The following is a 21,979-nucleotide window of genomic DNA, read 5'->3' as shown; positions in this document are numbered from 1 at the left end:
GCGCGATACTGATACCAGCAAGCGAAGAGGAGATCGCACAAATGAAGGTTGCGGTTCTCGGCGGCGGACCAGCCGGCCTCTACTTTGCCATCTCGATGAAGCTCAGGGAGGCCGCGCACGAGGTGACGGTGTTCGAGCGCAACCGTCCCGACGACACGTTCGGCTGGGGCGTCGTGCTGTCGGCCGAGACGCTCGACAATTTGTCGAAGAACGATCCGGTCAGCGCCGTCTGGATCAAGAAGCATTTTGCTTACTGGGACGATATCGCCGTCATCCATGACGGCGTGCGCACGGTTTCGACCGGCCACGGCTTCTGCGGCATTGGCCGCAAGCGGCTGCTGGTCCTGCTGCAGCGGCGCGCGCGCGAACTCGGCGTCAAGTTGGTGTTCGAGACCGACATCGCCGACCCGAAACCCTATATGGAGACGCATGATCTGGTCGTCGCCGCCGATGGGTTGAATTCCAAAGCGCGCAACACCTTCGTCGACATCTTCAAGCCCGACATCGACACCCGCAAATGCAAGTTCGTCTGGCTCGGCACCAACCAGAAATTCGACGACGCTTTCACCTTCATCTTCGAAAAGACCGAGCATGGCTGGGTGTGGGCGCACGCCTACCAGTTCGACAGCGACACCGCGACCTTCATCGTCGAGTGCAGCGAACAGACTTGGGCTGCTTTCGGCTTCGGTGCGATGTCGCAGCAGGAATCGATCGCCGGCTGCGAGCGCATCTTCGCCAGGCATCTTGGCGGCCATGCGCTGATGACCAATGCCAACCACATCCGTGGTTCGGCCTGGATCAATTTTCCGCGCGTGCTGTGCGAGCGCTGGTCCTACAAGAATCTCGCACTGATGGGCGACGCGGCCGCATCGGCGCATTTCTCAATCGGCTCCGGCACCAAGCTGGCGCTGGAAAGCGCTGTGGCGCTGGCCGAGTATGTCGAGTCCGAGCCGGACCTCGACGCCGCGTTCCGCAAATATGAGGATGCCCGCCGCACCGAGGTGCTGAAGCTGCAGTCGGCGGCGCGCAATTCGCTCGAATGGTTCGAGGAGGTCGAGCGCTATCTCGGCCTCGATCCGGTGCAGTTCAACTATTCGCTTTTGACCCGCTCGCAACGCATCAGCCACGAGAATTTGCGGCTGCGCGATGCCGAGTGGCTGGGCGGCGCGGAGGAGTGGTTCCAGCGCCAGGCAGGCGCCGGTGGCAACAACCTGCGCCGCGCACCGATGTTTGCGCCGTTCAAGCTGCGCGACATGGCGCTGCAGAACCGCATCGTCGTCTCGCCAATGGCGCAGTACAAAGCCGTCGACGGCTGCCCGACCGACTGGCATTTCACCCACTACGCCGAGCGCGCCAAGGGCGGTGCTGGCCTCGTCTATATCGAGATGACCTGCGTCAGTCCGCAAGGCCGCATCACCCCAGGTTGCCCCGGATTCTATGCGCCCGAACATGAGGTGGCGTGGAAGCGGCTGGTCGATTTCGTCCATACCGAGACCGAGGCAAAAATCTGCGCCCAGATCGGTCATTCGGGCGCCAAGGGCTCGACCCGGCTTGGCTGGGAAGGCACCGATGTACCGCTGACCTCTGGCAACTGGCCGGTCATGGCGGCATCGACCGTTGCGTGGTCGCCGCAGAGCCAGATGCCGAAGGCGATGGACCGCGCCGACATGGACAAAGTGCGCGACGAGTTCGTGGCCTCGGCCGAAATGGCTGATCGGTGCGGCTTCGACATGCTCGAGATCCATGCCGCGCACGGCTATCTCCTGTCGTCCTTCATCACGCCGGTCACCAACCGCCGCACGGACGCCTATGGCGGTTCGCTCGAAAACCGCATGCGCTATCCGCTGGAGATCTTCCGCGCGGTGCGCGCCGCCTGGCCGGCACAGAAGCCGATTTCGATGCGCATTTCGGCCAATGACTGGGTCGGCATCGAGGGCGTCACGCCGGCCGATGCGGTCGAGATCGCGCGGCTTCTGCATGAGGCCGGCGTCGACATCTGCGACGTCTCGGCTGGCCAGACCTCGGCATTGGCAAAGCCTGTCTATGGCCGCATGTTCCAGACGCCGTTTTCCGACCGAATCCGCAACGAGGTCGGCATGGCGACGATGGCGGTCGGCAACATCTACGAGCCGGACCATGTCAATTCGATCCTGATGGCCGGCCGCGCCGACCTGGTGGCGCTGGCACGGCCGCATCTCGCCGATCCCTACTGGACGCTGCACGCGGCGGTGACGCTCGGCGACCGCGGCGTCAAATGGCCGGACCCCTATCTGCCCGGGCGCGACCAGCTCTACCGGCTGGCCGAACGTGATGCGGCCGCGGGGCTGAAAGTATGACGGCCGCTGCAACGATCGCCGGCAAGCATGCGCTGGTCACCGGCGGCGGCTCCGGCGTCGGCCGGGCCATCGCGCTGGCACTGGCGGATGCCGGCATCGACGTCACCATCTGCGGCCGCCGCGAAGTGGAGCTCGCCAAGGTAGCAGCGAAAAACGACCGTATCTTCGGCATCGCAGCCGACGTCACCAATGAGACGGCAATAGCGTCGCTTTACGAGACGGCGGAAGCCGCGCGCGGCCCCTTCGACATCGTCGTCGCCAATGCCGGCATGGCCGGCAGCACACCGGCGCACAAGACCACGCTTGCCGACTGGCAGCGGACGCTCGACGTCAATTTGACCGGAGCCTTCCTGACGGTGAAGCCGGCGCTGTCCGGCATGGCCGCGCGGAAGACAGGCCGAATCGTGTTCGTTGCTTCGACCGCTGGCCTCAAGGGTTACGCCTACGTCGCGCCCTATGTCGCCGCCAAGCATGGCGTCGTCGGCCTGATGCGGGCGCTGGCGGCCGAGACCGCCAAATCCGGCGTCACCGTCAATGCGGTGTGCCCGGGTTTCGTCGAGACCGAGATGCTGGAGATGTCCATTCAACGCATCATCGAAAAGACCGGCCGCTCGGCCGAGCAGGCGCGGTCGAGCCTTGCCTCGACCAATCCGCAAGGCCGCTTCATCCAGCCGCAAGAAATCGCCGCCGCCGTGCTGTGGCTGTGCGGCGATGCCGCCCAGTCGATCACCGGACAGACGATTTCCATCTCAGGAGGCGAAACATGGTAGCCGGCCCCCTGCCCGCGCCGACCGGACCCGGCAAGGACCGCTTGCGCCTCTGGATAAGGCTGCTGCGCGCCTCGCGCACGATCGAAGCCGAACTGCGCGAGCGCCTGAAGAAGGAGTTCAATACGACGCTGCCGCGCTTCGACGTGATGGCGGCGCTCTATCGCGCGCCGGAAGGCATGCTGATGAGCGACCTGTCGCGCTTCCTGCTGGTGTCCAACGGCAATGTGACCGGCATTGTCGACCGGCTGGTTTCGGAAGGCCTGGTCGCCCGTGCCCGCCGCAATGGCGATCGCCGCACCTCGATGGTGCGGCTGACCGAGGAAGGGGTGACGTCCTTCGGCATCATCGCCGCGGCGCATGAAGGCTGGATCGGCGAACTGCTGGGCAAGGTCAGCGAGGACGACGCGCGCCGGCTGACCGGCATGCTGACCTCGTTCCGCAGCAACTGGGAGGGACGCGAATGACCGGGATGGCAGGCCTCAAGCCGAAGTATTTCCTCTGGCAGGTCGAAGGCAGGATCGCGAAAGTCCGGCTCGACCGGCCCGAGCGCAAGAACCCGCTGACCTTCGACAGCTATGCCGAGTTGCGCGACACGTTCCGCGACCTCGTCTATGCCGACGACGTCGATGCCGTTGTGTTCCTCTCCAATGGCGGCAATTTCTGCTCCGGCGGCGATGTCCACGATATCATCGGGCCGCTGGTCAAGATGGACATGAAGGAGCTTCTCGCCTTCACCCGCATGACCGGCGATTTCGTCAAGGCGATGCTGAATTGCGGCAAGCCGATCATTGCGGCGGTCGACGGCGTTGCCGTCGGCGCCGGCGCCATCATTGCGATGAGCTCCGATATCCGCATCGCCACGCCGGAGGCCAAGACGGCATTCCTGTTCACCCGCGTTGGCCTTGCCGGCTGCGACATGGGCGCCTGCGCGATCCTGCCGCGCATCATCGGCCAGGGCCGCGCCGCCGAGCTGCTCTATACCGGCCGCACGATGACGGCGGCGGAAGGCGAGCGCTGGGGTTTCTACAACCGGCTGGTCGACGCCGCGTCGCTGGAGGCCGACGCGCTCGACATGGCGGCGCGCATCGTCTCCGGCCCGACCTTCGCCCACGGCATCACCAAGACGCAGCTCAACCAGGAATGGTCGATGGGTCTCGACCAGGCGATCGAGGCCGAAGCGCAGGCGCAAGCGATCTGCATGCAGACGCGCGATTTCGAGCGCGCGTATCACGCCTTCGTCGACAAGCAGAAGCCCGTGTTCGAGGGCAATTGAGGATGAGCGCTTCAACAGAGATGTTGGCGGGGCTCCGTAGAACGCAAGGCCTGAAGCACTGCGGAGGCACCAATGCCTGATCGTTCCTTCCTCAATTGGCCGTTCTTCGACGACCGCCATCGCGAGCTGGCCGAACGGCTGGAGGCATGGTGCGCGAAGAACCTGCCGGTCGATCACCATGACGTCGATGCCGCCTGCCGCGAGCTGGTGGGCAAGCTCGGCAGGGACGGCTGGCTGAAGCCGACAGCACTCGACACCGAGAATCCAGGCCCCCTCGACGTGCGCACTTTGTGCATCACGCGCGAGACGCTCGCCCGCCATGACGGGCTGGCGGATTTCGCCTTTGCCATGCAAGGATTGGGCACCGGGGCACTCAGCCTGTTCGGCACGCCCGAGCAACAGCAATGGCTGGCAAAGACACGTGCCGGCAAGGCGATTTCGGCCTTCGCCCTGTCGGAACCGCGCTCGGGATCGGATGTCGCCAACACCGAAATGACAGCGACCCGCGAAGGCGACAGCTACATTTTGACCGGCGAGAAGACCTGGATCTCCAATGGCGGCATCGCCGATCTCTATGTCGTCTTTGCCCGCACCGGCGAGGCGCCGGGCGCCAAGGGGCTTTCCGCCTTTCTCGTGCCGGGCGGCGCTAAGGGCCTCGGCATTGCTGAACGCCTCGACGTGATCGCGCCGCACCCGCTGGCGCGCCTGTCGTTCGAGAAAGTCCGCCTGCCCGCCTCGGCGCTGATCGGCAGGCCCGGCGACGGCTTCCGTATCGCCATGTCGGTGCTCGACGTGTTCCGCTCGACGGTGGGTGCGGCAGCGCTCGGCTTTGCCCGCCGCGCGCTGGATGAAAGCATCAAGCGGGTGGCCGAGCGCAAACTGTTCGGCGCGCCGATGGCCGAACTGCAGATGGTGCAGGGCCATATCGCCGACATGGCGCTCGACGTCGACGCGGCGGCGCTGCTGGTCTACCGGGCCGCCTGGACCAAGGATATGGGGGCCGCGCGGGTCACCCGGGAGGCGGCGATGGCCAAGCTGTTCGCCACCGACAAGGCGCAAGAGGTGATCGACAAGGCGGTGCAGCTGCATGGCGGCGACGGCGTTCGCAAAGGCCATATCGTCGAAAGCCTCTATCGCGAGATCCGCGCGCTGCGCATCTACGAGGGTGCCTCGGACGTGCAAAAAGTGGTGATCGCGCGACAGGTGATGGGCGCGGCCTGACGGCAAGAATTGACGGGCATTCGATTTTGAGACTTGGTTTTTGGACTACCGGGAGGTTTTGAATGCACGAGATCCTGCAGCCTGAAGGCTGGGCAAAACCTGTCGGCTACGCCAATGGTGTCGCGGCGCGCGGCAAGCTCGTCTTCGTCGGCGGACAGGTCGGCTGGAACGGGCAGTGCCAGTTCGAAACCGACGATTTTGTCGGCCAGGTGCGGCAGACGCTTGAGAACATCGTGGCGGTGCTGGCCGAAGCCGGTGCGGAGCCGCGGCACATCACCTCGATGACCTGGTACTTTACCGACAAGGCTGAATACCTCGCCAACCTCAGGGGTATCGGCGAAGCCTATCGCGAGGTGATCGGCCGGCATTTTCCGGCGATGGCCGCCATGCAGGTGATGGCGCTGGTCGAGGACCGCGCCAAGGTCGAGATCCAGGCGACCGCCGTTATCCCGGAGTAAACTGCGATTATTCCGAAGTGAGCCGCATGCTTTTGGCGATTGGCGGAAACGCCAATCGCTTCGTCATTCTAGGGCGAAGCATGGAGCGAAGCGACGCGGCGCAGACCCTAGAATCCATGCCGCGACTTAAGAGCGACACAGCGGCACAGAATTCTGCTTCGCTGCATTCCTCGGCCAAGGTCGCGGCATGGATCCTCGGGTCTGCGCGTCCGCTTCGCTCCCGCTCCGCCCGTGGATGACGAAGTTGCGGAGCTTCTGCCAATCTCGAACGATGAGATCCTGGCTGCTAACAGGTCAACCGATCAAACCTGCACACGACTCTACCAGAGCCGAAGACCCGCCTTCTTCAGGATGGGCAGCACGTGGTCGCAGAAATAGGGCAGCTCCTGCGTGTAGTTGACGAAGGACAGCGCGATGCCCTGATAGCCGTGCCCGGCAATGGCGGCCATGTCGGCGGCGATCGTTTCGGGCGTGCCAATCAGCGGATAGGAGCCGGCGCCGCCGGCGAAACGCTGCCGGTAGCGGTCATAGGCATGCGGGTCGTGCGATTGCGAGAATTCCTTCTTGCCGACCATGTGGGCATCGACCGCGTCGTGGTCGGCCATATCAACGGCATAGCGCGCGTAATAGGCCTGCGCCTCTTCCATCGTCGGGCGGCAGACGACATGCGCCACCGTGTAGACGCCGACATCGCGGCCCACCTTGTCGGCGCGTTCGCGAATGTCGGCGACATGCTTGCCGGCATCGCTCATCTCGGAAAAGGTCGTGAACAGATAGTCGCATCTGGCGGCGGCGAAATCGCGGCCCGGCCCGCCGAAAGCGGCGTTCATCGTCACCGGTCGCGGAACTTGCAGGCTGGCCGGCCGGCTCACCGCTTCCTTGAGGCGATAGTAGGTGCCTTCATAGTCGAGCGGCTCGCCCGACGCATAAAGCCGTTCCAGGATTTCGATCCATTCGGCCGCCTGGTCGTAGCCCTTCTCGACCAGCGGCGTGCCGAACATGCCGAATTCCTTCGGGTTCCAGCCGCAGACGATGTTGAGGCCGGCGCGGCCCTGGCTGATGTGGTCGACCGTTGCCAGTGCCTTGGCGGCATAGAGCGGATGCACGAGCGGCACATGCACGGTCATGAACAGGCCGATCTGTTCGGTGGCCATGCTGAGGGCCGCCGCCCAGGTGAAGGTCTCGAACGACCACTCGCGCACTTTGTTGCGGCCGCCGAAACCGCGCCAGCGGGCGATCGGCAGCATGAACTCCAGGCCGGCACGGTCGGCGATCTGCGCCGCCGTCAGATTGTCCTGCCAGTTCGCCGTCCAGCGTTCCGGAACATCGGTGATGGCAAGGCCGCCATCGGCATTGGTCGAAAAGACACCAAGCTTCAGTTTGTTCGGGCCGTGCAACGGATGCGTTTTCATCATGTCTCGAACTCGCGGCGGGAGATCACACGCTACGGTGGCGGCAAAATATTTCAAGCCTGAAATAGCTTCGCCTGACCGTCGTTTGCGGATATGGATTCTGGCAGAACCAGCAAGGGGATGGGCATGAGCGAGTTCCGCCAGAAATGCATCGGCAAGACGAACCTCGTCGGTTCCTTTGCGGCCATTCCCCATCCCGTCGCGGTCGAAGTGATGGCGCAGTCCGGCCTCGATTTCCTGTGCATCGACTGGGAGCATGCGCAGATTTCGCGCGATAGGATCGAGACCATGGTGCGTGCGGCCGACGTCCATCGCGTGCCGGCGATGGTGCGCGTTCCCGGCCATGCGCCGGAAGCCATCCAGGCGGCGCTGGACAGCGGCGCGCAAGGCGTGCTGATCCCACGCGTCTCGACCGCCGCCCAGGCGCAGGCGGCGGTGAAGGCATCTCGCTATCCGCCGCAAGGCGAGCGCGGCGTCGGACCCGGCCGGGCCGCGGGCTATGGCTATCGCATTCCCGAATACCTTGCCGGCGCCAATGACCGGATCGTCGTCGCGGTCCAGGTCGAGACATCGGAAGCACTGGCCAACATCGAGGCGATCGCGGCCGTCGACGGCGTCGACGTGATCTTCGTCGGCCCCGGCGATCTTTCGGTGTCGATCGATGCGATCGGACCGAAGGCCGCCGACAAGCTCGCCGAGGCGATCCGCAGGATCATTGGCGTCACGGTTGCCCACGGCAAGACGTCAGGCATCTTCTGCGCAAAGCCGCAGGACGCGGCTCAGTGGGCAGCCATCGGCGCCAGCTTCTTCGTGCTGGCCAGCGACACGATGTTTCTCGGCGCAGGCGCTGCGGCCAGTTGCTCCGCGGCCCGGGCCGAACTGGCGCGAGACGGCCGCGGCTGAGCAAACAGGCGTATCGGCCGGGCAACAGGCCGGCCAAACTTTTTAAGCTTAAAACTTTCGCCTTGAAAAGCGCCGCGCTTTGGATAAGCATTCCAAAATCGATGGCGACTGCCTGCCGGATGGGCTTGCCGGCCAGTTCATCGTGGTGCCGGGTGGGAGGGGTTTCAGTCTTGTCGTTCATGCTGCCCCAGTCATCGTCCGGCGCGCGCTATGCTTTCGATGGCATACGTGCCCAAATCCGTGATCTGCACACCGAAAACATCGCCAACCTTGCCGTGCGGGCGCGCGAACTGGGTGACGTCATCGCGCTCTGGTACGGCGAAGGCGATATGGTGACGCCAGCCTTCATCCGCGACGCGGCCAAGGCGGCCTTCGATGAAGGCCTGACTTTCTATGTTCCCAACATGCGCGGCCATGGCCCCCTGAATGAGGCGTTGTCGGAGTACCAGACGCGCCTGCACGGCCGGCCGATCCCGATCGCGCGCACCACCGTCACGCCGGGTGGCATGCAGGCGCTGTATCTGGCGCTGGAACTGCTGGTCGATACCGGCACCAATGTCGTCTATGTCGCGCCGCAATGGCCCAACATCCACAACGCCATCCATCTGATCGGCGGCGAGCCACGGCCGTTTTCGCTCGACTTCAAGGGCGACTGGCATCTCGACCTCGACCGGCTGTTCGCCACCTGCGACGCACGCACGCGGGCGATCTTCCTGTCGACGCCGTCCAACCCGACCGGCTGGACCGCGTCGCGCGAGGAGATGCAGGCGCTACTCGACTTCAGCCGGCGCACCGGCATCTGGATCATCTCCGACGAGGTCTACGGCCGGCTCTATTTCGACGGCGACGTTGCTCCCTCGATCCTGCAGATCGCCGAGGATGGCGACCGTGTGCTGTCGGTCAACAGTTTTTCGAAGGCCTGGGCGATGACCGGCTGGCGCATCGGCTGGCTCACACATCCATCGGGGGTGGCCGACCAGCTCGGCGCCATGACGCAATACGTCAACAGCGGCACCGCAGCCCCGATCCAGGCCGGTGCGGTTGCGGCGATCCGCCAGGGCGAGCCGCTGGTCGAGGAGATCAGGCAACGGATCGGAACCGGCCTCGACCTCGCCTACGACAGGCTGGCGCAGATTCCGGGCGTCATCCTGCCTGCGAAACCGCGCGGCGGCATGTATGCCTTCTTTGCCATGGAAGGCGAGAGCGACGCACGTCGCGCCTGCGCCAGGATTCTCGAGACGGCGCGCGTCGGGCTGGCGCCCGGCCATCTATTCGGAAGTTCGGCAACGGCCTTCCTGCGGATGTGCGTGTGCCGTGAGCCCAAAGAGATAGCGACCGCGCTGGACCGCATGGTCGCGGCCATGAATTGACGCCCTGCCGGAGGCGGGGCGGCAAAAAACCGTGCGGGACCAACCCGCCCGATCAACAACAGAGGGAACACAAATGAGCTTCACTCGTCGCAACCTGCTTCTTCTCGCTGCCGCAATCGGCATCGCCGCCGGCCCCGCCACCGCCTATGCCGCCGATGTGCTGAATGTCGGCGCCTACCCGACCAATCCGCCCTTCGAATACAAGAACGAGAGCGGCACCTTCGAAGGTTTTGAAGTCGACATCGTCAACGAAGCGGCCAAGCGCATCGGCATGACCACCGATATCGCCGACCTCGGCTTCCAGGCGCTGTTCGCCGCCACCACGTCGAAGCGCATCGACGTCGCCATCTCGTCGATCACCATCACCGCCGAGCGGCTGAAGTCGCAATCGTTCACGCAGCCCTATTATGATTCCGACATGGGCATCGCCACCAAGACCGACAGCCCGATCAAGGCCGAGGCCGACCTCAAGGGCAAGATCGTCGGCGTGCTGTCCGGCTCAACCGGCGAAAGCTGGGTCAAGGCGCATCAGGAAGCCGACGGGTTCAGCGACGTGAAGGGCTATGACACGCAGCAGAACCTGCTGCTCGACCTCAGCGCCGGACGCGTCGATGCGGCGGTCAGCGACATTCCGGGCATGCAGTATTCCTTCACCAAGATGAAGGACCTGACGGTCAAGGAGCGCATCAAGACCGGCGAACAGTACGGCCTGATGATGACCAAGGACCACCCGCTGCTCGGCAAGCTGAACGACACACTGACGGCGATGAAGAAGGACGGCACGCTGGCCGCGATCCACAAGAAGTGGTTCGGCAGCGACGCGCCCGCCGATTCTTCGACCGTCAAGGAAATGCCGCTGCCGAAGGCCTGAGCGGCGACTGACAGACCACAGGCGTGCCGGCTCGAAAGGCCGGCACGCATCGTTTTCACCCATGATCCCTCCCGGGACCGCAGCCGATGCGGCAAAACCGATTTCGGTGTTCGGGTCTTGCCCTGGCGTCACGGGACGCAAAACGGTTCGGGAACGCTCCCATGTCGCTAATCGACACCTTCTTCAACCCCGATGTCATTGCGTCCAGCCTGCCGGCGCTGCTGCGCGGCTTCCTGAACACGCTGCTGCTCGGCATTTTGAGCATCGGCATCGGCATCCCCATCGGCCTGACGATCAGCCTGGCACGGCTCTATGCGCCGAAGCCGCTGCGCTGGCTCGCGGTCGGCTACACCGATGTCTTCCGTGCGCTGCCGGTGCTGGTCGTGCTGATCCTGATCTACTACGCGCTGCCGTTCCTCGGCATCCGCCTGTCGTCCTGGGCGTCGGCGGTGACGGCGTTCGCCATCATCATGTCGGCCTATTCGGCCGAAGTGTTCCGCTCCGGCATCGAAAGCATTCCGCGCGGCCAGTTCGAGGCGTCGCAGGCGCTTGGCCTGCCGTTCCTCTTGACCTTGCGCAAGGTGGTGCTGCCACAGGCGGTCCGCGTGGTCATCCCGCCGATGACCAGCAACTGCGTCTCGATGTTCAAGGACACCTCGCTCGCCTCCACCGTGGCGCTGCCGGAACTGTTGAAGGAAGCGACCAACGCGCAGTCGCTCTATGCCAACCCCTCGCCGCTGATCGGCGCCGCCCTTGTCTACCTGATCTTCCTCTGGCCGATGGTCCGCCTCGTCAGCCTGCTTGAAGCCCGCTTCAAGACCGAGAAGACACGCTGACCTTGCCAACCGATCCCACCCGCCAAGCCCTTCGCAGGAGCCGACCTTGAACAAGCATCAAACCGACAATGCGAACGCCACCGCGTTCCCCGTCGACACCATTCGCGCCATGTTTCCCGCCTTGCAGCGGGCCGGCGATTTCATCTTCATGGACAACGCCGCCGGTGCCCAGATCCCGCAGAGCGTGCTCGACGCGGTGACCAACCATCTGGTCGCACACAATGTGCAGCGCGGTGGCCGCTATGGCCGCAGCGTCACCGTCGACCAGTCGGTCGCCGATGCGCGGACAAGCGTGGCGCTGCTCATCAACGCCTATAGCCCGGCCGAGATCTGCTTCGGCATGAACGCCACCTCATTCATCCGCCTGGTCAGCCTCGGCATCAGCCAGATGCTTCAGGAGCGCGATGAGATCGTCGTCACCGACATGGACCACGACGCCAACATCGCTACCTGGCTGGCGCTGGAGTCCGCCGGTGCCAAGTTCAAATGGTGGCGCATGCGCGAGGACGGCAATCTGCATGTCGACGATTTGCGCCCGCTTGTCTCGGAGCGCACCCGTCTCGTCGCCTGCACGGTCACCGCGCACTCGATCGGCTCGATCGTCGACGTCGCCTCGGTCGCCAGGATCGCGCATGCGGCCGGCGCCGAAGTGTTCCTCGACTGCGTGCATTACGGACCGCATGGGCTGATCGACGTGCAGGCCTGGGATTGCGACTATCTGGTCTGCTCCGGCTACAAGAACTTCTCGCCGCATATGGGCTTCCTGTGGGGCCGGTTCGAAACGCTGAAGCGGCTGCCGACCTTCCGCGAGGATTTCATCCCCGACGAGCCACCCTACAAGGTCGAGGCCGGCACCTTCATCTACGAGAACGTCTCGGGCATGGATGCGGCCGTGCACTATCTCGAGCTGATCGGCCGCAACCTTGCGCCATCCAACAACCGCTCGCGGCGCGACAACATCGTCGCCGGCATGGGCGCCATCCGCGACTACGAGCTGGTGCTGGCGCGCGAGATGCTCGCCGTGCTCAAGGATTGCGGCGCGACCATCTACGGCGTTGCCGACGAAGCTCGCATCACGGAACGCGTGCCGACCTTCTGCTTCAACATCGGCAGACTGTCGCCGCAGCGGATCGTCGAGGACATGGCCGACATGCAGATCGGCATCCGCGACGGCCACATGTACGCACCGCGGCTGATGAAGCGGCTCAACCTGTCGATGGACAGCGGCGCGATCCGCGCCTCGCTGGTCCACTACAACACGGTTGAGGAGATCCACCGTTTCGGCGAGGCGCTGCGCGCCATCATCGCCAAGCTGTCCTGAGTGGGCTGATGGCTCTGGCCTGACGCCCGGCGTCAGGCCGCCTTCTTCTTCGCCAGTCTCGCCTTGATCGAGGCGACGTCGGCGCGCGGCGTCGCTGCGAACAGCGTCCTGGTGTAGCTGTGCTTGGGGTCGGCGAAGACCTCTTCGCGTGCGCCGTATTCGACCGCTTCGCCGAAATACATCACCATCACGTCGTCGGCGATGTAGCGCACCACCGACAGGTCGTGGCTGATGAAGACGTAGGTCAGCTGGAACTCGTCCTGCAGGTCGGCGAGCAGATTGAGCACCTGCGCCTGCACAGACAGATCAAGCGCGGAGACCGGCTCGTCCAGCACCAGCAGGCTGGGGTTGAGCATCAGCGCACGGGCGATGGCGATACGCTGGCGCTGGCCGCCGGAAAACATATGCGGATAGCGATTGTAGTGCTCGGGCCCGAGACCGACCTTCTTCAGCATCTTCATGGCGAGGTCGCGCCGTTCCTCGGCCGGCTTGTCGGTGTTGATCAGCAGCGGTTCGCCCAACACGTCGCCGATCTTCTGGCGCGGGTTGAGCGACCCGTAAGGGTTCTGGAAAACGATCTGCACCTTGCGGCGCATCTCCTTGCTCAGCCCGTCCCTGGCGATGTCGACCTTGTTGCCGTCGATGAACAGCTCGCCCGAAGTCGCAGGATCGATCAGCGTGATGATGCGGGCAAGCGTCGACTTGCCGCAGCCGCTTTCACCGACGATGGCCAGCGTCTTGCCCTTGTCGACGCTGAACGAGACGCCCTTGACCGCATGCACCGTACGCTGTGCGCGAAACAGCCCGCCCCCGACATGATAGTCGCGGACGATATTCTTGCCTTCGACGACCTTGATGCTCATGCGGCGGCTCCCGAGGGCGCCGGCTCGAACAGCATGTCGGACACGGTCGGCAGCCGGTCGCCGACGGCATTCTCCGGCAGCGCCGACAAAAGCGCGCGCGTGTAATTGCTCTTCGGCGATTCGAACAGCGACAGCACGTCGGCCTCTTCCATCTTGCGGCCCTTGTACTGGACGATGACGCGGTCGGCGGTCTCGGCCACGACGCCCATATTGTGGGTGATCATGATCAGGCCCATGCCGTATTTGGCCTGCAGCGAAACCAGGAGATCGAGGATCTGCTTCTGGATGGTGACGTCGAGCGCGGTGGTCGGCTCGTCGGCGATCAGCAGCTTCGGATTGCAGGCGATGGCGATGGCGATCATGACGCGCTGGCACTGGCCGCCCGACATCTGGTGCGGGAACGAGTTCAGCCGTTCCGCCGGCTCGGCAATACCGACCTGCGTCAGGAGTTCGATGGCGCGCTCCCGACGCGGGGCTCGGTCCATGCCCATATGGAAGCGCAGCACTTCTTCGATCTGGAAGCCAACGGTGAAGCAGGGATTGAGGCTGGCCATCGGTTCCTGGAAGATCATCGACATGTCCTTGCCGACGATCTTGCGCCGCTCGGCAGGGCTTAACTTCAGAAGATCGCGGCCATTGAAGCTCATGCGGTCGGCGGTGACCGTGGCCGTCCATGGCAAAAGGCCCATGACCGCCAGCATCGACACCGATTTGCCGGAACCGGATTCGCCGACGATCGCCAGCACTTCGCGCTCGTCGACATGGAGCGACACGCCGTCAACGGCGCGGAAAGAACCGGAAGCGGTCTGGAATTCGACGACGAGGTTCTGGATATCGAGCAGCGCCATCACGACCTCCTCAGTTTCGGATCGAGCGCGTCGCGCAGACCATCGCCGATCAGATTGATGGCAAGCACGGTGATGAGGATGGCAAGACCGGGGAAGGTCACCACCCACCAGGCGCGCAGGATGAATTCGCGCGCCGAAGCGAGCATCGTTCCCCATTCGGGCGTCGGCGGCTGGGCGCCAAGACCGAGGAAGCCGAGCGCGGCCGCCTCGAGGATGGCGTTGGAGAACGACAGCGTGCCCTGGACGATCAACGGTCCCAGGCAATTCGGCAGGATGGTGCGAAGCATCAGCCTGATGTGGCCGGCGCCGGCGACCTTCGCCGCCACGACATATTCGCGGCTCTTCTCCGCCATCACGGCAGCGCGCACCAGCCGCGCGAAATGCGGCTGCAGGACAAGCGCGATGGCCAGCATCGCATTGAACAGGCCAGGGCCAAGGATGGTGACCAGAACGAGCGCCAGGAGCAGCGACGGGAATGCCAGGATAAGGTCCATCACGCGCATGATCGCCACGTCGACCCAGCCGCGGAAATAGCCGGCCAACAAGCCGAGCGTAATGCCGCCGGTGAGAGCCAGCGTGACCACGACCGCGCCGATGAGCAGCGAAAAGCGCGCGCCATAGAGCAGGCGCGAAAGGATGTCGCGGCCGACTGGATCGGTGCCGAGCAGGTATTGGGCGCTGCCGCCGGCCTGCCAAGCCGGCGGCCTCAGGAACGCGGTCTTGTCCTGAATGTCGGGCGCATAGGGCGCGAGCAGCGGCGCAAACAGCGCCGCCAGCACCAGCAGGATGAAGACGAACAGGCCAATCACGGCGCCACGATTGACCGAGAAATAGTGCCAGAAGGTCCTGAAGCCGGTCAGGCGGTCAGGGTTGCCGGCGGCCATCGGGGCGATTTCGGTCGACTGGCTCATCACGACGCCCGTATGCGCGGGTTGATGACGGCGTAAAGCACGTCGACGATGAGGTTCACGGCCATGACGATGAGGGCGATCAAAAGCAGACCTGACTGCACGACGACATAGTCGCGCTTGAAGATGGAATCTACCATCCACTTGCCGATGCCCGGCCAGGCGAAGATGGTTTCGGTGAGGATGGCGCCGGCAAGCAGCGTGCCGACCTGCAGGCCGATGGTGGTGACCACGGGGATCAGGGCGTTGCGAAGCGCGTGCAGGCCGATCACCCGCGACGGCGACAGGCCCTTGGCGCGCGCCGTGCGGACATAGTCCTCACCCAGCACCTCCAGCATGGCCGAACGCGTCTGGCGGGCGATCACCGCCAGCGGGATGGTGCCGAGCACGATCGCCGGCAGGACCAGGTGGCTGAGCGCCGAGCGGAAGGCATCCCATTTGCCATAGAGCAAGGTGTCGATGGTCATGAAGCCGGTGATCGGCTTGAAGAAGAACTGCAAGCCGATGCGGCCCGAAACCGGCGTCCAGCCGAGGTAACCGGAGAAGAAGATGATCAGCAGCAGGCCCCACCAGAAGATCGGCATGGAATAGCCGACGAGCGCCGTGCCCATCAGCGACTGATCGAACCAGGAGCCGCGCTTGACGGCCGCGAAGATGCCTGCCGGAACGCCGAGCACCATGGCGAAAATCATGGCGAAGAACGACAGTTCCATCGTTGCCGGAAAGAGGATCTTGAACTCTTCCATCACCGGGCGCTTGGACGAAATCGAGACCCCGAAATCGCCGGTCACGACCTCGCCGACATAGCGAGCGTATTGCTGCCAGATCGGCAGATTATAGCCGAACTGTTCCTTGAGCTCCTCGTAACGCGCCGGCGCCACGCCGTGTTCGCCGGCCATGGCAAGGATGGGATCCCCAGGCAGCAGCCTGACGAAGGCGAAGGCACAGATAGTGATGCCGACAAGCGTCGGGATCAAAAGTGCAATTCTGTGAAGTATATATTTGAGCATGGCGAAGGGGGCGGCGCTCTACAACGCCGCCCCACTCAATGTCTTATTCGGCTTTGTCGACGCCGTCGAAGCGATGAATGCCGAGCGGGTCCATCATGAAACCGCTGACATTCTTGCGCACGACCGCGTAGACTTGGCTATGCGCCAGCAGGAAGGCCGGAGCCTGCTTCTGGAAGACAACCTGCGCCTGCTCATAGAGCTTGGTGCGCTCGGCCTGGTCGCTGGTCTTCTTGGCCTTCTGGATCAGGTCCTCGAAGTCCTTGTCGCACCAGCTCGAGTAGTTCGAGACGCCGATGGCGGAGCAGGCGAACAGGGTGGCGAAGAAGTTGTCCGGATCGCCATTGTCCCCGGTCCAGCCAATCTGGAAGGCGCCGGGACGGTCCTTCTTCTTGCCCTCAGAGCGATACTTGGTCCACTCGTAGTTGACGATCTCCGCCTTGACGCCGACCTTGGCCCAGTCGGCCTGGATCAGTTCGGCGGCGCGCTGGAAGTTCGGGTTGTAAGGACGAACGCGATCGGAAGCCCAGAGTTGGATTTCCGTGAGCCCCGCAGCGGACAGAACCTTCTTGGCCGCATCCGGATCATAGGCGTCGGCCTTCACATCCTTGTTCCACGACCACATGGTCGGCGGGATCAGGTTTTCGGCCGGCGTGGCGCCGGCGTCCTGGAACAGCGACTTGATCAGCGCTTCCCGGTCGATCGCCTGGTTGAGCGCATGGCGAACCTCCGGCTTGTCGAGCGGCGGGATGGTGGTGTTGTAGCTCATGTAGCCGATGTTCAGGCCGGCCTGATCCATCAGGGTCACGTCCTGGTTGGCCTTGATCGTGCCGATGTCGGCCGGATTCGGATAGGGCGCGATGTCGCATTCTCCGGCGAGCACCTTCTGGATGCGGGCGGTGGCGTCAGGCGTGATGGCGAAGACGAGATCGTCGATCTTCTCCTTGCCCTTGAAATAATCCGGATGGGCCGCGTAGCGGATGACCGAATCCAGCTGATAGTCGACGAACTGGAACGGGCCGGTGCCGATCGGCTTGGTCGAGAAATCGGCCATCTTGCCGGACTTCTCCAGCTGCTCGGCATATTCCTTCGACACGATCGAGGCGAAGTCCATGCCGAGGTTGGCAAGCATGGGCGCGTTCGGCTCGGTCAGGGTCAGCTTGACGGTCAGGTCGTCAACCTTTTCCCACTTGGCGACATATTTCGGCATGTCCATGCCGGTGTAGTAGTCCCAGGTCAGGTTCGGCAGGTACTTGTCGCCGTTCCAGGGATTCGCCTTGTTGAACTGACGGTCGAAGGAGAAGACGACGTCGTCGGCGTTGAGGTCACGGGTCGGCTTGAAATAGTCGGTGGTCTGGAACTTCACGCCCGGATGCAGATGGAAAGTATAGACCAGGCCATCGTCCGAGATTTCCCACTTGTCGGCGAGGCCGGGCTCGACCTCGGTGCCGCCATGCTTGAATTCAACCAGGCGCGAATACACGGTGCGCGACGAGGCATCGAAGTCGTTGCCGCCAGTCGTCGTACCGGGATCGAAGTTGGCCGGCGACGCTTCCGAGCAATAAACGAGCGTCTTCGCATTGGCCACGCCGCCCAGGACGCTTGCAGCCAGCAACGCGGCTGCAAAAGTCAATTTCTTTTTCATTGAGCACTCCCTGATGTTCTTCCAAGCCCCTCTGTCAGGCTCGCGAAGCCCGCATATAAGCACCGTTTTTCCGGCTTTGGAACACCCAGTTTGCCTACCCCATGGGAAGCAGGAAAAAAATCCGCATTTTTGCTAAATTGCAGAAAAAGTGAGCAGTTTTTTTTCGTTCACGGGATTGTTAACGACCGCATTTTTTTATTGATCGCCGATCTGGCGATTACGGTGATGCGACAGCCTTCGCCCGGACGGGGATGCGGCAGGATGGCGGTGCGCCGTGGCGGCGGCAGGAAAGATTTTTAACGGCAAATCTTTCGCCGCCTTGCCGCAGGGGCAAGACTTGCACCGCCGCCGATAGAGGCAATACATAGTTGATCTCCAGGCAGCAGCGGAGGACGTTTCTGTCAAATCGGGGGCGGGCGCGGCGTGGACGAACAAGAATTGTCGAGGGAGGAACGGGTGGCAAAAGCATCAAAGACGACGGCGCCGGTGAACGCGGGAGCCAAGGCGGCTCCCAAAGCAGCCGCTGGCGCGGCCAAGCCGAAGGCGGCAACGGCACCCGTCAAAGCAAGCACAAAGCCACAGGCCAAAACCCCGGCCAAGCCTGCTGCCGGAAAGACGACGTCCACAGCAAAGCCCGCCGCTGCCAAGCCGGTGGCGAAGGCTGCGGCGGCGAAGGCCCCGCCGGCAGCGCGGCCGGCCCCGGCCAAGCGATTGCCGAAAGCGCTGACGGCGCTGGCCGCCGGGCTGCCGGAAAAGCCTTGGCTCAAGAGCTATCCGAAAAACGTACCAGCCGAAATCGGTGTCTTGCCCTACAGCTCGATCGGCGATTTCCTGATCGCCGCCTGCAAGCAATTTTCCGCCCAGCCCGCCTTCACCTGCATGGACAAGTCCATCAGCTACGCCGACGTCGAGCGGCTGTCGGCGGCCTTCGGTGCTTATCTGCAATCGAAGGGACTGCAAAAGGGCGCTCGCGTTGCGCTGATGATGCCCAACGTGCTGCAGTATCCGGTGGCGATGATGGCCGTGCTTCGTGCCGGCTATGTCGTGGTCAACATCAACCCGCTCTACACGCCGCGCGAACTGGAACACCAGCTCAAGGATTCCGGCGCACAAGCTATTGTCATCCTGGAGAACTTCGCCAACACCTTGCAGGCGGTGATCGCCAGGACCGCGGTCAGGCACGTGGTGGTCGCCGCGATGGGCGACATGCTCGGCGGGCTGAAAGGAACAATCGTCAATTTCGTCGTGCGCCGGGTGAAGAAGATGGTGCCGGCGTGGTCGCTGCCCGGCCATGTCAGATTCAATGCGGCCTTGAAGGCCGGCGGCGGCGCGGGCTTCAAGCCCGCCAAGGTGGCAGCCGACGATGTCGCCTTCCTGCAATATACGGGCGGCACCACGGGCGTCTCGAAGGGTGCAACGCTGCTGCACAGCAATGTGCTGGCCAATGTCGCGCAGAACGCACAGTGGATGGAAGACGCCTATACGATCAAGCCGAAACCGGCGCACCCGAACTTCATCTGCGCGCTGCCGCTCTATCATATCTTCGCGCTGACGGTGAACGCGCTGATGGGCATGCAGCAAGGCGCCCGCAACGTGCTCATTCCCAACCCGCGTGATATTCCCGGCTTCGTCAAGGAACTGCAGAAGTATCCGGTCCACATCTTTCCGGGCCTGAACACGCTGTTCAACGCACTGCTCAACAATGAGGACTTCCGCAAGCTCGACTTCAAGCCGCTGGTGCTGACGCTGGGCGGCGGCATGGCGGTGCAGAAGGGCGTCGCCGAACGCTGGAAAGCGCTGACCGGCTGTCCGGTGACCGAAGGCTACGGGCTCTCGGAAACGTCGCCGGTGGCGACCGCCAACAAGTTCAGCGCCGACTTCACCGGTACGATCGGCCTGCCGCTGCCGTCGACGGAGATCGCCATCCGCGATGACGACGGCAACAATCTGCCGCTCGGCGAGGTCGGCGAAATCTGCATCAGGGGGCCGCAAGTGATGGCGGGTTACTGGAACCGGTCGGAAGAGACCGCCAAGGTGATGACCAAGGACGGCTACTTCAAATCCGGCGACATGGGCTTCATGGACGAGCGCGGCTACACCAAGATCGTCGATCGCAAGAAGGACATGATCCTGGTCTCGGGCTTCAACGTCTATCCTAACGAACTCGAGGAAGTGGTGGCGATGCATCCGGGCGTGCTCGAAGTGGCGGCGATCGGCGTGCCGGACGAGCATTCGGGCGAGGTACCGAAGCTGTTCATCGTCAAGAAGGATCCGGCGCTGACCGCCGAGGCGCTGACCGCTTTTTGCCGCGAGAACCTGACTGGCTACAAGCGGCCCAAATACATCGAATTCAGGACCGAACTGCCGAAGACGCCGGTCGGCAAGATCCTGCGGCGAGCACTGCGCGAATGACGGCAGCCGACGGCGCGGGCGCCGCAGATGCACCTTGCCGTCCCGACCCGGCAGAGTTCATCAGGGCGAACATGCGTATCGTCCCGGTGCCGTCGCTTCCCGAGATCATGCTTTATACACCCCATCCGGCCAGCGGCTTGAGGCGGCTTACCGACCCGCGGCAAAGCGCCGACGCGGATGACGATACGGTCGAGGCGGACGAAGATGAGCCGCAGCCACCCTACTGGGCTTATGCCTGGGCCGGCGGCGCGGTGCTGGCGCGCTACATCCTGGACCATCCGCAAACCGTGGCCGGTCGCCGCGTGCTCGACCTCGGCGCCGGCTCCGGCCTCGTCGGCATTGCCGCGGCCAAGGCCGGGGCGAGCGCGGTGATCGCCGCCGAGATCGACCGCAACGGCGTTGCCGCGCTCGGCCTCAACGCGGCGGCGAACGGCGTGACGATGACAGTGATGGCGCGGGATATTACCGACGGGCCACCGCCTGCGGTCGATGTCGTGACCGTCGGCGATGTCTTTTATGGTCAGGACGTCGCCGACCGCGTGATGCCTTTTCTTGAGCGCTGTCTTGGCACAGGCATAGAGGTGCTGGTCGGGGACCCCGGCCGCGCCTACCTGCCGCGATCGCGGCTGCAGCTGCTGGCCGAATACAAGGTGCCGGATTTTGGCCACGCGAAAGGCAGCCCGCTGAAGCCGAGCGGTGTCTTTCGTTTCGAGGCTGACAGGGCGCCTCTGTTTGTTTGAGCATGATCTTTTCCGAAAACCGGTATCTCTTTTTCGCGATCATACTCAAGCCAGCCAGATCAGATCGTCTCCTTGACCCGCGCTGCAAGGAAGTCCGGCAGATCGGCGACGGAATCGAGGATGACGTCGGCGATCCCGGCCAGCGATTCGCGGGTGCCGGTGCCGGAGAGCACGCCGACCGCCAGCCCGCAGCCGCCGGCCCGCGCCATTTCGAGATCATGGCGGTTGTCGCCGACCATGGCGATCGCCGATGGCGGCAGGCCGGTGAGATCGCTGAAGGCCAGGATGGTGTCGGGCGCCGGCTTCGGATTGGCCACCGCGTCGTAGCCATAGGCCGCGTCGAACAACTGCGCGACGCCGAGCGTCACCAGCGTCTTTTCCGCGCCGCTGGTCGAATCGTTGGTGGCGACGCCAAGGCGATAGGATTTCCTGTGCAGGGCGGTGAGCGTCTCGACGACGCCCGGCAGCGCCACCGCCATCGCCGAGCCTTGCACCGAGGTGATCTCGTTGAAGCGGGCGACGGCAAGCATCTGGTCCTCGTCGGACAGGCGCGGAAACCACAGTTCGACGACATCCATGTTGGTGCCCGAGGCAAAGATCGAATCGGGCTTGAAGCGCCTGTTGGCGAAATCGAAGCCGGCAGCCGCCAGCAGCCTGTCGGCTTTCCAGCGATCGCCGTCGGACGCATCCATGGCCATGAAGTCGGCAACGCCAAGCCAGGTGGCGTTGAAGTCGACAAGCGTCCCGTCCTTGTCGAACAATATTCCCTTGATGTCTGCCAAGCT

At 63.8% G+C, this 21,979-nt stretch carries 21 protein-coding genes; 14 read left to right on the top strand and 7 right to left on the bottom strand.

The window, feature by feature from the left end; translation table 11 throughout:
* The first annotated feature begins 41 nt into the window (after nt 1–41).
* The 6 genes from ACFSQT_RS27910 to ACFSQT_RS27885 all read left to right on the top strand — a co-directional run bounded on the left by ACFSQT_RS27910 (nt 42) and on the right by ACFSQT_RS27885 (nt 6,058).
* The gene (locus ACFSQT_RS27910) at nt 42–2,336 is read left to right on the top strand and encodes a bifunctional salicylyl-CoA 5-hydroxylase/oxidoreductase (RefSeq protein WP_379024186.1); all 2,295 of its coding nucleotides are present in this window, start codon (nt 42–44) and stop codon (nt 2,334–2,336) included.
* Nucleotides 2,333–3,106 carry an SDR family NAD(P)-dependent oxidoreductase gene (locus ACFSQT_RS27905; RefSeq protein ID WP_379024184.1) on the top strand — a complete coding sequence of 258 codons (774 nt, stop codon included), beginning with the start codon at nt 2,333–2,335 and terminating at the stop codon, nt 3,104–3,106. The genes ACFSQT_RS27910 and ACFSQT_RS27905 overlap by 4 nt, the downstream gene beginning before the upstream one ends.
* A complete protein-coding gene (locus ACFSQT_RS27900) occupies nt 3,100–3,570 on the top strand; it encodes a MarR family winged helix-turn-helix transcriptional regulator (protein WP_379024182.1) in 471 nt (156 codons plus the stop codon). The genes ACFSQT_RS27905 and ACFSQT_RS27900 overlap by 7 nt, the downstream gene beginning before the upstream one ends.
* Nucleotides 3,567–4,379, top strand: a complete 813-nt coding sequence (locus ACFSQT_RS27895; RefSeq protein WP_379024180.1) for an enoyl-CoA hydratase family protein — start codon at nt 3,567–3,569, stop codon at nt 4,377–4,379. The genes ACFSQT_RS27900 and ACFSQT_RS27895 overlap by 4 nt, the downstream gene beginning before the upstream one ends.
* A gap of 72 nt (nt 4,380–4,451) precedes the next feature.
* Entirely contained in the window at nt 4,452–5,600 is a 1,149-nt protein-coding gene (locus ACFSQT_RS27890; RefSeq protein ID WP_379024178.1) for an acyl-CoA dehydrogenase family protein, read from the top strand.
* Between the two features lie 62 nt (nt 5,601–5,662).
* The gene (locus tag ACFSQT_RS27885) at nt 5,663–6,058 is read left to right on the top strand and encodes a RidA family protein (RefSeq protein WP_379024176.1); all 396 of its coding nucleotides are present in this window, start codon (nt 5,663–5,665) and stop codon (nt 6,056–6,058) included.
* 320 nt (nt 6,059–6,378) lie between these two features.
* On the opposite strand, the gene ACFSQT_RS27880 is transcribed toward ACFSQT_RS27885, so the two are convergent.
* Nucleotides 6,379–7,473 carry an LLM class flavin-dependent oxidoreductase gene (locus ACFSQT_RS27880; protein WP_379024174.1) on the bottom strand — a complete coding sequence of 365 codons (1,095 nt, stop codon included), beginning with the start codon at nt 7,471–7,473 and terminating at the stop codon, nt 6,379–6,381.
* A gap of 123 nt (nt 7,474–7,596) precedes the next feature.
* Here ACFSQT_RS27880 and ACFSQT_RS27875 point away from each other — a divergent pair, with 123 nt between their 5' ends.
* The 5 genes from ACFSQT_RS27875 to ACFSQT_RS27855 all read left to right on the top strand — a co-directional run bounded on the left by ACFSQT_RS27875 (nt 7,597) and on the right by ACFSQT_RS27855 (nt 12,771).
* Nucleotides 7,597–8,373: an HpcH/HpaI aldolase family protein gene (locus ACFSQT_RS27875; protein WP_379024172.1), complete on the top strand. Its 777-nt coding sequence runs from the start codon at nt 7,597–7,599 to the stop codon at nt 8,371–8,373.
* 179 nt (nt 8,374–8,552) lie between these two features.
* The gene (locus tag ACFSQT_RS27870) at nt 8,553–9,743 is read left to right on the top strand and encodes a pyridoxal phosphate-dependent aminotransferase (protein ID WP_379024221.1); all 1,191 of its coding nucleotides are present in this window, start codon (nt 8,553–8,555) and stop codon (nt 9,741–9,743) included.
* Between the two features lie 73 nt (nt 9,744–9,816).
* A complete protein-coding gene (locus tag ACFSQT_RS27865; RefSeq protein ID WP_379024170.1) occupies nt 9,817–10,614 on the top strand; it encodes an ABC transporter substrate-binding protein in 798 nt (265 codons plus the stop codon).
* Between the two features lie 161 nt (nt 10,615–10,775).
* Entirely contained in the window at nt 10,776–11,450 is a 675-nt protein-coding gene (locus ACFSQT_RS27860) for an amino acid ABC transporter permease (RefSeq protein ID WP_379024168.1), read from the top strand.
* Nucleotides 11,451–11,496: 46 nt separating this feature from the next.
* Nucleotides 11,497–12,771: a cysteine desulfurase-like protein gene (locus tag ACFSQT_RS27855; RefSeq protein ID WP_379024166.1), complete on the top strand. Its 1,275-nt coding sequence runs from the start codon at nt 11,497–11,499 to the stop codon at nt 12,769–12,771.
* Nucleotides 12,772–12,803: 32 nt separating this feature from the next.
* Here the strand turns inward: ACFSQT_RS27855 and ACFSQT_RS27850 are convergent, their stop codons facing one another.
* From ACFSQT_RS27850 to ACFSQT_RS27830, 5 genes are read right to left on the bottom strand one after another with little or no spacing between them, the layout of a single operon-like run.
* On the bottom strand, nt 12,804–13,634 hold the full coding sequence (locus ACFSQT_RS27850) for a dipeptide ABC transporter ATP-binding protein (RefSeq protein WP_379024164.1): 831 nt from the start codon (nt 13,632–13,634) through the stop codon (nt 12,804–12,806).
* Nucleotides 13,631–14,482 carry an ABC transporter ATP-binding protein gene (locus ACFSQT_RS27845; RefSeq protein WP_379024162.1) on the bottom strand — a complete coding sequence of 284 codons (852 nt, stop codon included), beginning with the start codon at nt 14,480–14,482 and terminating at the stop codon, nt 13,631–13,633. The genes ACFSQT_RS27850 and ACFSQT_RS27845 overlap by 4 nt, the downstream gene beginning before the upstream one ends.
* Nucleotides 14,482–15,366 (bottom strand): ABC transporter permease subunit, encoded by an 885-nt coding sequence (locus ACFSQT_RS27840; RefSeq protein WP_246462206.1) that lies wholly within the window; start codon nt 15,364–15,366, stop codon nt 14,482–14,484. Before ACFSQT_RS27840 ends, ACFSQT_RS27845 begins: the two co-directional genes overlap by 1 nt.
* Nucleotides 15,367–15,392: 26 nt before the next feature.
* Nucleotides 15,393–16,400, bottom strand: a complete 1,008-nt coding sequence (locus tag ACFSQT_RS27835; protein ID WP_379024160.1) for an ABC transporter permease subunit — start codon at nt 16,398–16,400, stop codon at nt 15,393–15,395.
* Nucleotides 16,401–16,443: 43 nt separating this feature from the next.
* Nucleotides 16,444–18,042 (bottom strand): ABC transporter substrate-binding protein, encoded by a 1,599-nt coding sequence (locus ACFSQT_RS27830; RefSeq protein WP_379024158.1) that lies wholly within the window; start codon nt 18,040–18,042, stop codon nt 16,444–16,446.
* A gap of 90 nt (nt 18,043–18,132) precedes the next feature.
* On the opposite strand from ACFSQT_RS27830, the gene ACFSQT_RS27825 reads away from it, so the two are divergent.
* The 3 genes from ACFSQT_RS27825 (at nt 18,133) to ACFSQT_RS27815 (ending at nt 21,194) form a co-directional block, all read left to right on the top strand.
* Nucleotides 18,133–18,342, top strand: coding sequence for a hypothetical protein (locus tag ACFSQT_RS27825; protein ID WP_379024156.1), 210 nt, complete (start codon nt 18,133–18,135; stop codon nt 18,340–18,342).
* 156 nt (nt 18,343–18,498) lie between these two features.
* Nucleotides 18,499–20,454, top strand: a complete 1,956-nt coding sequence (locus ACFSQT_RS27820) for a long-chain fatty acid--CoA ligase (protein WP_379024154.1) — start codon at nt 18,499–18,501, stop codon at nt 20,452–20,454.
* The gene (locus ACFSQT_RS27815) at nt 20,451–21,194 is read left to right on the top strand and encodes a class I SAM-dependent methyltransferase (protein WP_379024152.1); all 744 of its coding nucleotides are present in this window, start codon (nt 20,451–20,453) and stop codon (nt 21,192–21,194) included. The genes ACFSQT_RS27820 and ACFSQT_RS27815 overlap by 4 nt, the downstream gene beginning before the upstream one ends.
* A 59-nt stretch (nt 21,195–21,253) precedes the next feature.
* On the opposite strand, the gene ACFSQT_RS27810 is transcribed toward ACFSQT_RS27815, so the two are convergent.
* Nucleotides 21,254–21,976, bottom strand: a complete 723-nt coding sequence (locus ACFSQT_RS27810) for an HAD family hydrolase (RefSeq protein ID WP_379024150.1) — start codon at nt 21,974–21,976, stop codon at nt 21,254–21,256.
* Nucleotides 21,977–21,979: the final 3 nt, after the last annotated feature.

It is taken from the genome of Mesorhizobium calcicola, from assembly GCF_042682105.1.
GTDB classification, from domain to species: Bacteria; Pseudomonadota; Alphaproteobacteria; order Rhizobiales; family Rhizobiaceae; genus Mesorhizobium; species Mesorhizobium calcicola.
This window is presented reverse-complemented; position numbering and strand designations above follow the sequence as displayed.

Excerpts from the sequence above, each read along its gene's own strand:
- ACFSQT_RS27865 (WP_379024170.1), top strand. The coding sequence starts at position 9,817 with ATGAGCTTCACTCGTCGCAACCTGCTTCTTCTCGCTGCCGCAATCGGC.
- ACFSQT_RS27905 (WP_379024184.1), top strand. The coding sequence starts at position 2,333 with ATGACGGCCGCTGCAACGATCGCCGGCAAGCATGCGCTGGTCACCGGC.
- ACFSQT_RS27880 (WP_379024174.1), bottom strand. The coding sequence starts at position 7,473 with ATGATGAAAACGCATCCGTTGCACGGCCCGAACAAACTGAAGCTTGGT.
- ACFSQT_RS27835 (WP_379024160.1), bottom strand. The coding sequence starts at position 16,400 with ATGCTCAAATATATACTTCACAGAATTGCACTTTTGATCCCGACGCTT.
- ACFSQT_RS27850 (WP_379024164.1), bottom strand. The coding sequence starts at position 13,634 with ATGAGCATCAAGGTCGTCGAAGGCAAGAATATCGTCCGCGACTATCAT.
- ACFSQT_RS27890 (WP_379024178.1), top strand. The coding sequence starts at position 4,452 with ATGCCTGATCGTTCCTTCCTCAATTGGCCGTTCTTCGACGACCGCCAT.
- ACFSQT_RS27910 (WP_379024186.1), top strand. The coding sequence starts at position 42 with ATGAAGGTTGCGGTTCTCGGCGGCGGACCAGCCGGCCTCTACTTTGCC.
- ACFSQT_RS27860 (WP_379024168.1), top strand. The coding sequence starts at position 10,776 with ATGTCGCTAATCGACACCTTCTTCAACCCCGATGTCATTGCGTCCAGC.
- ACFSQT_RS27900 (WP_379024182.1), top strand. The coding sequence starts at position 3,100 with ATGGTAGCCGGCCCCCTGCCCGCGCCGACCGGACCCGGCAAGGACCGC.
- ACFSQT_RS27840 (WP_246462206.1), bottom strand. The coding sequence starts at position 15,366 with ATGGCCGCCGGCAACCCTGACCGCCTGACCGGCTTCAGGACCTTCTGG.
- ACFSQT_RS27870 (WP_379024221.1), top strand. The coding sequence starts at position 8,553 with ATGCTGCCCCAGTCATCGTCCGGCGCGCGCTATGCTTTCGATGGCATA.
- ACFSQT_RS27895 (WP_379024180.1), top strand. The coding sequence starts at position 3,567 with ATGACCGGGATGGCAGGCCTCAAGCCGAAGTATTTCCTCTGGCAGGTC.
- ACFSQT_RS27830 (WP_379024158.1), bottom strand. The coding sequence starts at position 18,042 with ATGAAAAAGAAATTGACTTTTGCAGCCGCGTTGCTGGCTGCAAGCGTC.
- ACFSQT_RS27875 (WP_379024172.1), top strand. The coding sequence starts at position 7,597 with ATGAGCGAGTTCCGCCAGAAATGCATCGGCAAGACGAACCTCGTCGGT.
- ACFSQT_RS27815 (WP_379024152.1), top strand. The coding sequence starts at position 20,451 with ATGACGGCAGCCGACGGCGCGGGCGCCGCAGATGCACCTTGCCGTCCC.
- ACFSQT_RS27845 (WP_379024162.1), bottom strand. The coding sequence starts at position 14,482 with ATGGCGCTGCTCGATATCCAGAACCTCGTCGTCGAATTCCAGACCGCT.
- ACFSQT_RS27885 (WP_379024176.1), top strand. The coding sequence starts at position 5,663 with ATGCACGAGATCCTGCAGCCTGAAGGCTGGGCAAAACCTGTCGGCTAC.